The 13,322-nt window shown below is 56.8% G+C and carries 7 protein-coding genes; 6 read left to right on the top strand and 1 reads right to left on the bottom strand.

Annotated elements, in window-relative coordinates; translation table 11 throughout:
* Window positions 1-8 precede the first annotated feature (8 nt).
* The 6 genes from hrpB (at window position 9) to fhuB (ending at window position 11,259) form a co-directional block, all read left to right on the top strand.
* The gene (gene hrpB / locus K5Y30_RS11350) at window positions 9-2,483 is read left to right on the top strand and encodes an ATP-dependent helicase HrpB (protein ID WP_222211468.1); all 2,475 of its coding nucleotides are present in this window, start codon (window positions 9-11) and stop codon (window positions 2,481-2,483) included.
* A 98-nt stretch (window positions 2,484-2,581) separates the two neighbouring features.
* Window positions 2,582-5,137, top strand: coding sequence for a bifunctional glycosyl transferase/transpeptidase (gene mrcB / locus K5Y30_RS11345; RefSeq protein ID WP_222211465.1), 2,556 nt, complete (start codon window positions 2,582-2,584; stop codon window positions 5,135-5,137).
* 213 nt (window positions 5,138-5,350) lie between these two features.
* Entirely contained in the window at window positions 5,351-7,549 is a 2,199-nt protein-coding gene (gene fhuA / locus K5Y30_RS11340; protein ID WP_222211464.1) for a ferrichrome porin FhuA, read from the top strand.
* 54 nt (window positions 7,550-7,603) lie between these two features.
* The gene (fhuC, locus tag K5Y30_RS11335; RefSeq protein WP_222211462.1) at window positions 7,604-8,398 is read left to right on the top strand and encodes a Fe3+-hydroxamate ABC transporter ATP-binding protein FhuC; all 795 of its coding nucleotides are present in this window, start codon (window positions 7,604-7,606) and stop codon (window positions 8,396-8,398) included.
* 9 nt (window positions 8,399-8,407) lie between these two features.
* Entirely contained in the window at window positions 8,408-9,286 is an 879-nt protein-coding gene (gene fhuD / locus K5Y30_RS11330; RefSeq protein ID WP_222211460.1) for a Fe(3+)-hydroxamate ABC transporter substrate-binding protein FhuD, read from the top strand.
* Window positions 9,286-11,259 carry a Fe(3+)-hydroxamate ABC transporter permease FhuB gene (gene fhuB / locus K5Y30_RS11325; RefSeq protein WP_222211458.1) on the top strand — a complete coding sequence of 658 codons (1,974 nt, stop codon included), beginning with the start codon at window positions 9,286-9,288 and terminating at the stop codon, window positions 11,257-11,259. Before fhuD ends, fhuB begins: the two co-directional genes overlap by 1 nt.
* Before the next feature lie 2 nt (window positions 11,260-11,261).
* Here the strand turns inward: fhuB and K5Y30_RS11320 are convergent, their stop codons facing one another.
* The gene (locus K5Y30_RS11320) at window positions 11,262-13,295 is read right to left on the bottom strand and encodes a glycosyltransferase family 9 protein (protein WP_222211456.1); all 2,034 of its coding nucleotides are present in this window, start codon (window positions 13,293-13,295) and stop codon (window positions 11,262-11,264) included.
* Between the last annotated feature and the right edge of the window lie 27 nt (window positions 13,296-13,322).

Below are 13,322 nucleotides of genomic sequence, written 5' to 3'. Positions count from 1 at the left end.
GTGCTACAATGCGCGCCATCTTAGCACAGGCATTTTGGGAGTTGAGTTTGAGTGAGTTACCGGTAAGCGAGGTGCTGCCTGCGTTGCTGGACGCGCTGGCGCAGTCGCCGCAGGTGTTGCTGGCGGCGCCGACCGGCGCAGGTAAATCGACCTGGCTGCCGTTACAACTGCTGCAACACGCCCCATTGCCCGGCCGCATCATCATGCTGGAGCCGCGCCGACTGGCGGCACGCAACGTGGCGCAGCGTCTGGCAGAACAGCTTGGCGAGCAGCCGGGCGGCATCGTTGGCTATCGCATGCGCGGTGAAAACTGCTGCGGTGCCAACACGCGCCTCGAAGTGGTCACCGAAGGCATTTTGACGCGCATGTTGCAGCGCGATGCAATGCTGGAAGGCGTCTCGCTGGTGATTCTCGATGAATTCCATGAACGCAGCCTGCAGGCCGATCTGGCGCTGGCGCTGCTGCTCGATGTGCAGCAAGGATTACGCGACGATCTGAAAATCCTGCTGATGTCGGCCACGCTCGACAATCTGCGTTTGCGTCAGCTGCTGCCGGATGCGCCTTTTGTGGTCTCTGAGGGCCGCAGCTTCCCGGTCACGCGCCGCTATGCTTCGCTCAACAGTCAGCAACGTTTTGAAGAAGCGGTAGCGCGCGAGGTGGCACAACTGCTGCGCGAAGAGTCAGGATCGCTGCTGCTGTTCCTGCCCGGCGTGGCGGAGATCGAACGGGTGAAGCGCGAGCTTGAAGCGCGGGTCAGTGACGAGGTGGATCTTACTCCTTTATATGGCGCGCTGTCGCTGGAGGCGCAACGCCGCGCCATCCTGCCGTCTCAGGCGGGCCGCCGCAAAGTGGTGCTGGCGACCAACATCGCCGAAACCAGCTTAACCATCGAAGGCATCCGATTAGTGGTCGATAGCGCGCTGGAGCGCTCGGCGCAGTTTGACGTGCGCAGCGGCGTGACGCGGCTGCAAACGCAGCGTATCAGCCAGGCGTCGATGACGCAGCGCGCCGGTCGTGCTGGCCGTCTGGAACCCGGCATCTGCCTGCACTTACTGCCGCAGGAGCAGGCGCTGCGTGCTGCGGCGCAGAGCGAAGCGGAAATTCTCAACAGCGATTTGACTTCGCTGCAGATCGATCTGCTGCAATGGGGTTGTCAGGAGGCGTCGCAGCTTAGTTGGCTTGACGCGCCGCCACCGCGCAATTTGCGTGCGGCGTGCGAGCGGTTAGCGCAGTTAGGCGCGCTGGAGAATCACCAGCTCAACGCGCGCGGTCGTAAAATGGCCGCGCTGGGCAGCGATCCGCGCCTGAGCGCCATTCTGGTGGCCGCCGGGCAAAATAGTGATGCCATCGCCAGCGCTGCGCTGCTGGTGGCGATTCTGGAAGATCCGCCACGCAGCGGCAGCGCCGATCTGCGTGATGCGCTTAATCATCCGCAGCCGCACTGGCAGCGCCGCGCGCGTCACTGGCAGAAGCGCCTCAACGCCAGCGGCGGCACCATTGATCCCGACCTGTTCCCGCAGCTACTGGCCGCCGGTTTTGCCGATCGTCTGGCGCAGCGTCGTGGCGACAGCGCGCGCTATCAGCTGGCGAACGGCATGGGCGCGATGCTCAACGAGCAGGATGGTTTGAGCCGCTATGAGTGGCTGATTGCGCCGACGCTGTTGCAGGGCGCCAGCGCCGTCGAGGCGCGCATGCTGCTGGCGCTGCCGGTGGATATCGACGCGCTGCGCCGCGAGTGTCCCACCTTAATTGAGCAGCGTACCGATGTGGAGTGGGATGAAGAGAAAGGCACTTTGCGCGCGTGGAAACGCGAACTGATCGGCGCGCTGGTCCTAAAAGCGCAGCCGCAGGCACGCCCGGAGGCGGAAATATTGCATCCGGCGATGCTGCGCTGGATCCGCGAAAACGGATTGTCGGTGTTGGGCTGGAAAGAAGACGCCGAACAGCTACGCTTGCGGGTGCATTGTGCCACGCAGTGGCTGCCGGAAGAGGCGTGGCCGCCGCTGGACGATGAGAGCCTGCTCGACACGCTCGAAAGCTGGCTGCTGCCGGAGATGAGCGCGGTGCGCGATCTGAAAGGATTGCAGAGCATCAACCTTGTCAGCGCATTATTACATTTGCTGACATGGTCACAACGTCAGCGGCTGGATACTGTGCTGCCAACTCATTACACTGTGCCGACCGGAAGCCGCCTGCCGATCCGCTACGATGCAGAGAAGCCACCCGCGCTGGCGGTGCGGATTCAGGAGATGTTTGGCGAAGCACAGAATCCGGCGGTGGCCGATGGCCGCGTACCGCTGGTGTTAGAGCTGCTCTCGCCCGCGCACCGTCCGCTGCAGATCACCCGTGACCTCGCGGCGTTCTGGCTTGGTGCGTATCCCGAAGTGCAGAAAGAGATGAAAGGGCGCTATCCAAAGCATCCGTGGCCGGACGATCCGGCCAACGCCTTACCCACAAGGCGGACCAAGAAATTTTCATCGTGAAACGCTGTGGATCGAATTCAGAGGGTTCTGCCATGCGTCGCATGAGAAAGCAGTTAGAGTAACGGCCGCCGCCGTAGCAATACCTGGAGAATAAAAGCATGTCTGGGAACGATCGCGAACCTATCGGGCGCAAAGGAAAAGCGCCAAAGCCGCCGCGCAGCAGTGCGCGGCGGGGTCGCCGCAGGGAACTTGATGATGATATCGATCAGGACGATTTTGACGAAGAAGATGAGGAGAGTGGACCGGTGCCACCAAAAAGTAAAAAACGTCCGCCACGCGGCAAACGTCGCTGGTTGGGCTGGTTGATTAAACTCTTCCTGGTCTTTGTGGTGGTGATGGCCGCCTGGGGCGTCTATCTCGACTCGGAAATCCGCAGCCGCATCGACGGTAAAGTGTGGCAACTGCCGGCCGCCGTTTATGGCCGCATGGTCAGCCTTGAACCGGGCATGTCGTACGACAAAAAAGAGATGATTGCGCTGCTGGAAGGCACGCAGTATCGCGAAGTGTCGCGCATTACCCGTCCGGGCGAGTTTAGCGTCAAAGGCAACACCATTGATCTGCTGCGCCGTCCGTTTGATTTCCCGGACAGCAAAGAGGGGCAGATCAACGCGCGCCTGACCTTTAGCAACAATGAGCTGAGCGAGATTAAAAATCTCGATACCGGCCGCGATTTTGGCTTCTTCCGCCTCGATCCGCGCCTGATCACCATGTTGCAGTCGCCGAACGGTGAACAGCGTCTGTTCGTGCCGCGCGCCGGTTTCCCGGATCTGCTGGTGAGCACCTTGATCGCCACTGAAGATCGCCACTTCTACGAGCACGACGGCATTAGCCCGTATTCGATTGGTCGTGCGTTCCTCGCCAACATCACCGCCGGTAAAGCGGTGCAGGGCGGTAGTACGCTGACGCAGCAGCTGGTGAAAAACCTGTTCCTCACCAACGAGCGTTCGCTGTGGCGTAAAGCGCGTGAAGCCTATATGGCGGTGATCATGGATGCGCGCTACAGCAAAGATCGCATCCTCGAGCTGTATCTCAACGAGGTGTATCTCGGCCAGACCGGTAATGACCAGATCCGCGGCTTCCCGCTGGCGAGTCTTTACTACTTCGGTCGTCCGGTGGATGAGCTGAGCCTCGATCAGCAGGCGATGCTGGTCGGCATGGTGAAAGGCGCGTCGCTGTACAATCCGTGGCGTAACCCGAAACTGGCGCTGGAGCGACGTAATCTGGTGCTGCGTTTGTTGCAGCAGCAGAACGTCATCGATCAGGAACTGTATGACATGCTGTCGGCGCGTCCGCTTGGCGTGCAGCCGAAAGGCGGTGTGATCACGCCTCAGCCAGCGTTTATGCAGATGGTGCGTAACGAGCTGCAGGCCAAGCTCGGCGACAAAATGAAAGATCTCTCCGGCGTGAAGATTTTCACCACGCTGGATGCGATTTCGCAGGATGCCGCCGAGAAAGCGGTAATTGAAGGCATTCCAACGCTGAAAAAACAGCGTGGCCTGAAAGATCTGGAAACCGCGATGGTGGTGGTTGACCGCTTCAGCGGTGAAGTGCGCGCCATGGTCGGCGGTGCCGATCCGCAGTTTGCCGGTTACAACCGCGCGCTGCAGGCACGTCGTTCGATTGGCTCGCTGGCAAAACCGGCCACCTATCTTACCGCGCTGAGCCAGCCGAACAGCTATCGCCTCAACAGCTGGATCGCCGATGAGCCGATTGCGCTGAAACAACCGAACGGCACCATCTGGAAACCGATGAATGACGATCGTCGTTTTAGCGGCAAAGTGATGCTGGTGGATGCGCTGACCAACTCGATGAACGTGCCAACCGTCAACCTCGGTATGACGCTGGGACTGGATGCGGTAGTCGATACCTGGAACAAACTCGGCGTGCCGAAAGATCAGCTGCATCCGGTGCCGTCAATGCTGCTGGGCGCACTGAACCTGACGCCGATTGAAGTGGCGCAGGCGTTCCAGTCGATTGCCAGCGGCGGTAACCGCGCTGAGCTGTCGGCGGTGCGTTCGGTGATTGCGGAAGATGGCACGGTGCTGTATCAGAGTTATCCGCAGGCGCAGCGCGTTGAACCGGCGCAGGCGGCGTATCTGACGCTCTACACCATGCAGCAGGTCGCCGATCACGGCACCGCGCGTGCGCTGGGTGCGCGTTATCCTAAAGCGCATCTGGCAGGCAAAACCGGTACCACCAATGACCTGATCGACAGTTGGTTCGCCGGTATTGATGGCAAAGAAGTGGCGATTACCTGGGTTGGCCGCGATAACAACCAAACCTCGAAGCTGTACGGTGCCAGCGGTGCAATGCAGCTCTATCGTCGCTATCTCGATAACCAGGCGCCGATGCCGCTGGTGCTGACGCCGCCGGAAGATATCACGCAGATGAATGTCGATTCTGCCGGTAACTTTATCTGCGGTACGGGCAGCAGCACATGGCGTTCGCTGCCGGTGTGGTCGCTGGATCCGAACGCGCTGTGTCAGCAGCAGCAAGAGCAGGTTCAGCAACAACAGCAGCAGTTGCAGCAGCAACAAGAGCAACAAGAGCAGCAACAGCAGCAACAGCAGCAACAACATCAGCAGCCACAGAATGAGCAGAAAGATTCTGACGGCGTGGCGGGTTGGATTAAAGATATGTTCGGCAGCAAATAAGTTGCTGAGAAAACACAGGGCGCTGCGGCGCCCTTTTTCATGCCTGCATTTTTGTTAAGCACGATCATGGATATACGCGATCTGGGCGCTAACGCCCCGCGAACAGCCATTAATCGTTGCGAATATGACACTATTTCGCCTAAAATCCGTGCGTCATAATAATCATTCTCGTTTGTATTCGCCTGCATCGACTTTTTTCGAGAGACCTCACTTATGAATACGCGAAACACTAATCCTTGTTTCTTACGCCCGCGTTCGCTGGCTTGGTTTATTTCACTGACTATGGGTACGTTCAGCGTGCAGGCGTTGGCAGAAGATACCGTGGTGGTTAGCGCTGATGGCGGCAGCGGAGTCGAGCAAGAGAAAGCGTGGGGCCCGTCGCCAACTATTGCGGCCAAACGCAGCGCCACCGGCACCAAAACCGATACGCCGATCGAGAAGAACCCGCAGTCAATCTCGGTAGTCACGCAGGAAGAGATGGCGATGAAAAACGTCACCAGCGTGAAAGGGGCTTTCAACTACACGCCAGGCGTGTTGACCGGTAACCGCGGTAGCTCCAATGTTATCGATGCGCTCTCTATTCGCGGCTTCAGCGAAACCAACACCAACCAATATCTTGATGGCCTGAAACTGCAGGGTGATAACTACTCTGAGTTTGCTATCGATCCCTATTTCCTTGAACGCGCCGAACTGTTGCGCGGTCCGGTTTCGGTGCTGTACGGCAAGAGCAATCCGGGCGGCGTGGTGTCGCTGGTGAGTAAGCGTCCTACGCAGGAGACGCTGCGTGAAGTGCAGTTCAAGATGGGCACCAACAATCAGTTTTCCACCGGTTTTGATTTCGGCGGCTCGCTGGATGATGACGGCGTTTACAGCTATCGCCTGACCGGTCTCGCGCGTAGCGCCGATGCGCAGCAGGATATGAACAAAGAGAAGCGCTACACCATTGCGCCATCATTCAGCTGGCGTCCGGATGAGAATACGCGTTTCGATTTGCTAACCTACTTCCAGAACGAACCGGAAACCGGCTATTACGGCTGGTTGCCGCGTCAGGGCACCGTGGTTGGCATCACCCGTCCTGACGGCAGCAGTTACAAGCTGCCAACTAACTTTGATGAAGGCGAAGACAGCAACAAGATTTCGCGCAACACCAGGATGGTGGGCTACAACTTCGAGCACAGCTTCAACGACACCTGGACGGTGCGGCAGAATCTGCGCTATGCGGATCTGAGAACGGATTATCGCAGTATTTATGGCAATGGTTTTAATGCCGAGACACAGCAAATCACCCGCGGTTCAGCGGTTTCTAATGAAAAGCTGAATCAGTTTGCAGTCGATAACCAGGCGCAGGCTAAATTTGCGACGGGGCAGGTTGATCACACACTTTTGCTGGGTGTCGATTTCCAGCGCACGCGTAACGATATTGATGCCCAATTTGGTACCGCATCACCGCTGAATGCCGTTAATCCACAATATGGCGACGACAGCGTTACGCCGTTCCCTGATCCTTATCAGCACCTTAATAAGCAGCGCCAAACCGGTTTATACGCGCAGGATCAGATGGAGTGGAACCGCTGGGTGTTAACCCTCGGCGGCCGTTACGATTACGCTATGAACTCGGTTTACGATCGCGTAGCCAATAGCGTTGATCGCCAGAACGATCAGGCTTTCACCTGGCGTGGCGGTCTGAACTATGTGTTTGATAACGGTATCGCGCCTTACTTCAGTTACAGCGAAGCCTTCATTCCGAACTCAGGTTCAACCTTTGATGGCCAAGCCTTCGATCCTTCACGCGCGAAGCAATATGAAGCCGGTGTGAAATATGTTCCTAAAGATCGGCCGGTGGTGTTGACGGCGGCGGTGTATCAACTGACCAAAACCAAAAACCTGACGGCCGATCCGGATACCCTTAACCACCCAAATGCCAGCATTCAGAGTGGTGAAATTCGCTCGCGTGGCGTGGAGCTGGAAGCCAAAGCCGCGTTGAATGCCAACATCAATATGACCGCGTCTTATACCTACACCGATGCGGAATACACTGAAGACACCAATCTGAAAGGCAAAACGCCAGTGCAGGTGCCGAAGCATATGGCATCGCTGTGGAGTGATTACACCTTCCATGAAACGGCGCTGTCGGGCGTGACGGTGGGTGCAGGTGTGCGTTATGTGGGTGAGAGCAAAGGGTTGTACGCCAGCGGCGACGATGTGAACCAAAACTTCGACGTAGCCGGTTACACCACCGTTGATGCCGCGCTGAAATACGATCTCGCACGCTTTGGCATGCCGGGCTCCACCATCGGCGTTAACGTCAATAACCTGTTCGATCGTGAATACATCGCCAGCTGCTACCGCGACTACGCCTGCTATTGGGGCGCTGAGCGCCAGATTGTCGGTACTGCGACTTTCCGTTTCTAATCGTGTTACGCAGGTCGCCATCAATGGCGACCTACTGATTAACCAGGGATTATCATGCAGCATCCGCACAACGCAGAAACCACCTTCAGGCTGGATAACGTCAGTTTTCGTGTGCCAGGCCGCACGCTGCTGCATCCGCTGTCTCTTACTTTTGCTCCGGGCAAAGTCACCGCGCTGATTGGTCATAACGGTTCCGGCAAATCCACGCTGCTGAAAATGCTCGGTCGTCACCATGCGGCGAGTGAAGGGCGCGTATTGCTGAATGAGGACGCGGTAGATAACTGGGGCAGCAAAGATTTTGCGCGTCAGGTGGCGTATCTGCCGCAGCAGCTGCCGGCGGCGGAAGGCATGACGGTGCGCGAGCTGGTGGCGATTGGCCGCTATCCGTGGCACGGCGCGCTGGGCCGTTATGGTCAGGAAGATCGCGATCGAGTGGAAGAGGCGATTACGCTGGTGGGATTAAAGCCTTTTGCCGGGCGTCTGGTGGATAGCCTTTCCGGCGGCGAGCGTCAGCGTGCCTGGCTGGCGATGCTGGTGGCGCAGAACAGTCGCTGCCTGTTGCTGGATGAACCGACATCGGCGCTGGATATCGCGCATCAGGTTGATGTGCTGGCGCTGATTCAGCGTCTCAGCCGCGAACGTGGGCTGACGGTGATTGCGGTGCTGCACGATCTCAACATGGCGGCGCGCTATTGCGATCGTCTGGTGGCATTGCGCGGTGGCGAAGTGATTGCCGAAGGCAGCCCCGAGGTGATCATGCAGGCCGATGTGCTGGGCAACATTTACGGTATTCCGATGGGCATTTTGCCGCATCCGCTGGGCGGCGCGCCCGTCAGTTTCGTTTACTAAGGCCTCGCCATGTTCGACATTTCTCGCCGCCGCCTGCTGACGGCGCTGGCGCTTTCCCCGTTGATGTCCGCGTTGCCGCTGCGTGCCGCCGTGCCGGATGCGCAGCGCATTCTGGCGCTGGAGTGGCTGCCGGTGGAGCTGCTGATGGCGCTCGGCGTGACGCCACTCGGCGTGGCCGACATGCACAACTACAACATTTGGGTCGGCGATCCGCAGCTGCCGTCCAGCGTTAACGATCTTGGCCTGCGCACCGAACCCAATCTGGAGCTGATGACGCAGCTTGAACCTTCACTCATCCTGCACTCCAATGGTTACGGTCCGGCGCTGGATAAGCTGCAGCGCATCGCGCCGACCATGGGTTTTGACCTCAATAGCGGCGATGGCAAACCGCTCAGCACCGCGCGTCACTCATTGCAGGCGCTCGGCATGCGTCTTGGCCGTGAAGCGCAGGCCGTGCAGCATCTGCAGTATGTGGATGAACAGCTGGCGGCGGCGCGTGAACGCCTCAAGCCGTGGGCCGATCGTCCGGTGCTGCTGATGTCGCTGATGGACAGCCGCCACGCGATTACCTTCGGTAAAAACAGTTTGTTCCTTGAGGTGATGGAGATCCTTGGCTTGAGCAATGCCTGGCAGGGCGAAACCAACTTCTGGGGCAGCGCAGTCGTTGGGCTGGAGCGGCTGGCGGACGTGGGTGATGTGCAGGTGATCTGCTTCGATCACGATAACGATCGCGATATGCAGCAAGTGATGGCTACCGCGCTGTGGCAGGCGCTGCCATTTGTGCGTGCGCAGCGTTTCCAGCGCGTGCCGGCGGTGTGGTATTACGGCGCGACCTATTCGGCGCTGAAATTTGTCCGTGTGCTGGAACACGCGCTGGAGTCGCACTGATGCGCAATCGTCTTTTTCCCGTCACGCTGCTGAGTGCGGTCTTTCTGCTGGCGCTGGCCTTAAGCGTGATCAATCTGCGCCAGGCGCTGCCGAGCGATCAGTGGTCGCAGGCGTTTTTTGCGCCTGACATCAACAACATCCAGCAAGTGGTGTTTCATCACAGTTTGCTGTCGCGGCTGGCGCTGTCGCTGCTGGTTGGCGCGGGCCTTGGCCTGGCTGGTTTGCTGTTTCAACAGGTGCTGCGCAATCCGCTGGCGGAACCCACCACGCTGGGCGTGTCGTCGGGCGCTCAGCTGGGGATTACCGTCGCGACGTTGTGGCATTTGCCGGGCGGCGAGCTAACGCAGCAGTTTGCGGCGATGGGCGGCGCGGTAATTGTCGGTATTCTGGTATTCGGCGTGGCCTGGGGCAAACGTCTGTCGCCGGTGACACTGATTCTGGCTGGGCTGGTGTTGAGTTTGTACGCCGGTTCGGTGAATCAAATCTTCGCGATCTTCAATCACGATCAGTTGCAGAACATGTTCCTGTGGAGCACCGGCGCGCTCAACCAGCTGGATGGACACAATGTGGCGCAGCTGTGGCCGCGTCTGCTGCTGGCGTTTGTGGTGGCGCTGGCGCTGCTGCGTCCGCTGACGCTGATGGGGCTCGACGATGGCGTAGCAAAAAACCTCGGTCTGGCGCTGTCGGCGGCACGTATTGCCGCGCTGGCGCTGGCGATTTTGCTTAGCGCGCAGCTGGTCAATGTTGCGGGCATCATCGGCTTTATCGGCCTGTTCGCGCCGCTGCTGGCGAAGATGCTCGGCGGACGTCGTCTGATGAGCCGCATGATGCTTGCCCCGCTGATCGGTGCGCTGCTGCTGTGGCTGGCCGATCAGTGCGTGCTATGGCTGACCAGCCACTGGCGCGAAGTGTCTACCGGCACGGCGACCGCGCTGATCGGCGTGCCGATTCTGCTATGGTTGCTGCCGCGCCTGCGCACCGGATCGGTGCCGCCAGCGCTTAATCAGGGCGATAGCGTGCTGGCTGAGCGGCAGAACGTCTTGCGCTGGAGTCTGGTCGGTTTGCTGATTCTGGCCGTGTTTAGCTGGGTTGGCATCACCTTTGGCCGCGATGCGCACGGCTTTGCGTGGGTGGGCGGCGATATGCTGCAGCAGCTGCTGCCGTGGCGCGCACCGCGCGTATTGGCAGCGCTAATTGTGGGCATGATGCTAGGCGTGGCGGGTGCGCTGATCCAGCGGCTCACTGGTAATCCGATGGCGAGCCCGGAAGTGTTGGGCATCAGCTCGGGTGCAGCGTGCGGCGTGGTGGTGATGATGTTCTTCGTGCCGGGCGATGCGGTGGCGTGGCTGTTGCCTGCCGGTGCGCTGGGTGCGGCGTTGACGCTGTTGATTATTATGCTGGTGGCGAGTCGCGGCGGCTTTTCGCCAGAACGCATGTTGCTGGCGGGCATGGCGCTTAACAGCGCGTTTGTCACACTTTTGATGGTGCTGCTGGCCAGCGGCGATCCGCGCATGGCGGGCTTGCTGAGCTGGATTTCCGGTTCAACCTACAACATCAATATGCAGCAGGCCGTGCAAAGCGCGGTGGTGGGTTTGGTGCTGATGGCGCTGGCGCCGCTGGCAAGTCGCTGGTTAACGCTGTTACCACTCGGCAGCACCACCGCACGTTCGGCGGGCATGGCACTCACCACCTCGCGCCTCAGCCTGCTGCTGCTGGCGGCGGCATTAACCGCCACGGCAACCTTAACCATCGGGCCGCTGAGCTTTATCGGGCTGATGGCGCCGCATATCGTGCGCATGCTCGGGTTCCGCCGTGCATTACCGCAGGTGCTGATGGCCGGTTTGTTGGGCGGCGGTTTGATGATGTTCGCCGACTGGTGCGGCAGGGTGTTGGCGTTTCCTGATCAGATCCCCGCCGGATTGATGGCGACCTTCTTTGGTGCGCCATACTTTATCTGGCTATTGCGGCGTTGACGTTAAAAGGGTAGGCGATCGGCGAATGGAATGTAATGGTCCGAATCCAGGAAGTCTTGAATTGCTTGCCAGAAGTGCGCTGGAGAGTATTCATTCAGGCAGGCATATTTGTTCTCATTAGGGCACCATTTCGCGAATGCTTCACCAGAGAAATATTGCTGTGTTTCCGGGCGGGTTGGTATTCTGAACGCTTCATTAATAAAGGTTTCACCACATTGACCAAACTGACAGCCGCGATTTATCGCGCTAGCATTCCAGCCCATTTTTCCCTGGCGTATGGGAAGACGATACTGTCCAGGAATGTTTGAATAGAGCGCGCAAATGGCAATGTTGCTGTTGGCGGCTAAAGCTACTGGGCCTGCATCGCAACTGACCAGTAAATCGCAGTGGTCCATTAAAATCGTGCTTTCAATTGGTGAGAACACATCAATGGCATCGACAATGCGCGGATCATCCCAAACCGGCATGCCTTTTTGTTTGTACTTATTGTGATTACTGCCAATGAATACCACGCGCCAGCCATTATCCAGGAAATTATTGCAAAGGGCTGACCAATGCTGTTGCGGCCATGAGCGATTAGGAGCCCCGATCGCCGGATGCAATAGGACGGTTTTAACATTCAAGAGTTGGTGCTGCTGAATAAATTGTTCAACCCGCTTTTGATCATCGACTGTTTTTTGCAAGATTAATTGCTGTTCAGTCTCTCGGTAAGAGATGGATAATTTTGTGCATATTGCTGATTGCATGTGTTCGGGAGCAAGGACAGTTTGCCAATCTATAATATTGATGTATTTATTTTTTTTAATTGCTCGCTGCAACTCCTCATAATGTTTAATGGGATGATCAATATCCCAAACGGCATCTACATAGGGCGATCGCAGAGCGAGCGAATGATATATTTTCGGTAAGTTAATAACGATTTCGCCAGCGTATTTAGCGCGGAAAGTAGGCAGCGTACTGAGCAAAAAGAGTAAGTCGCCCATCGATGCTTCCATATTAAATACCCAGTAATCTTCCCGAAGAATAGCCGCGTCATGCGATGTGGCCTCCACTTTAAGTTGATTCCAAATCTCAACGTCTCCCGCACTTTTCATCTCGTCTTGTGGGAAAAATGTGGCAATTTCTGGCGAAACCCACCAGGGTAACATCTGTACTTGGGCAGCCGAGGGCATGTCATTTAAATTTGATGCGAAGGTTTGATATATAATATTCCCTTCATGCTGAATACTTTCGCGATATATATTCAGTGCAGGTATAGGCTTAAACCAGGGCATTTCATTACTATCCATTATCCATAATAAAGGAAGACCAGGATTGATCAGGTTGCTGAGCACTTTAGCTGGAATGTTTAATAATTTACAGAGGGTTAATTTGTCTATCTGGCTAAGATGTTTGTTAGCAGGTAAAGGCAACTTATAAATGTCTTGGCTCAATTCAGAGGCCAACGATGATGTGCTCTGTAACATCGTAATGTCCAACCAGAAGTAAGTGGTGGAGTAAAAACGTTGCCATAGCAGATGTGAAATTTGCTTGCCACCATTAACCAATGGGATTTCAGGCTTTTTAAGCCAATTACTGAGTTGCTGCTCTTCAATGTTCATCAGCGATGCCAGAGATATCTCAGGATAGGCGAACAACTGCTGACGTTTTTCGACATCGCTGTGATTACCATCATAAATGTTGAGATGAAGTGACTTTGCCACTGATCCAGGCAGGCTCTGCAAGATTTGTTGCATGATAGGAAGCAGCATGTTTTGTTGGCTAAAAACGGTAACGAGCGTGTAATGAAATTTTTTGTTCAGCGATTGCAGCGTCTGTTGCAGGCGAGCATTGAGATAAACATCCTTCTCAATAATAAGACTGTTATTCACATTTAGATATTTGCTATTCAAGGTGCCTGGTGCAGCAATGAATACATGAATGACACGGGAATCGAGCTTGGTTTCAAGATAGTCAACCAACATGGCGAGCCGAGAGAATCCCATCTCCAGAGAATAGATTTTTAACGATACCTTCACTTTAATAACTCTCATCATCACAGAAAACTAATCACTAGCAAAAAT

The organism is Pantoea sp. DY-5 (assembly GCF_019795955.1).
Lineage (GTDB): Bacteria > Pseudomonadota > Gammaproteobacteria > Enterobacterales > Enterobacteriaceae > Pantoea > Pantoea leporis.
The sequence above is the reverse complement of the archived record's forward strand: the minus strand, read 5'-3'. Positions and strand labels throughout refer to the sequence as shown.

What these genes read in the sequence shown, in the direction of transcription:
- hrpB (WP_222211468.1), top strand. Translation starts at nt 9, where the DNA reads ATGCGCGCCATCTTAGCACAGGCATTTTGGGAGTTGAGTTTGAGTGAG.
- mrcB (WP_222211465.1), top strand. Translation starts at nt 2,582, where the DNA reads ATGTCTGGGAACGATCGCGAACCTATCGGGCGCAAAGGAAAAGCGCCA.
- fhuA (WP_222211464.1), top strand. Translation starts at nt 5,351, where the DNA reads ATGAATACGCGAAACACTAATCCTTGTTTCTTACGCCCGCGTTCGCTG.
- fhuC (WP_222211462.1), top strand. Translation starts at nt 7,604, where the DNA reads ATGCAGCATCCGCACAACGCAGAAACCACCTTCAGGCTGGATAACGTC.
- fhuD (WP_222211460.1), top strand. Translation starts at nt 8,408, where the DNA reads ATGTTCGACATTTCTCGCCGCCGCCTGCTGACGGCGCTGGCGCTTTCC.
- fhuB (WP_222211458.1), top strand. Translation starts at nt 9,286, where the DNA reads ATGCGCAATCGTCTTTTTCCCGTCACGCTGCTGAGTGCGGTCTTTCTG.
- K5Y30_RS11320 (WP_222211456.1), bottom strand. Translation starts at nt 13,295, where the DNA reads ATGATGAGAGTTATTAAAGTGAAGGTATCGTTAAAAATCTATTCTCTG.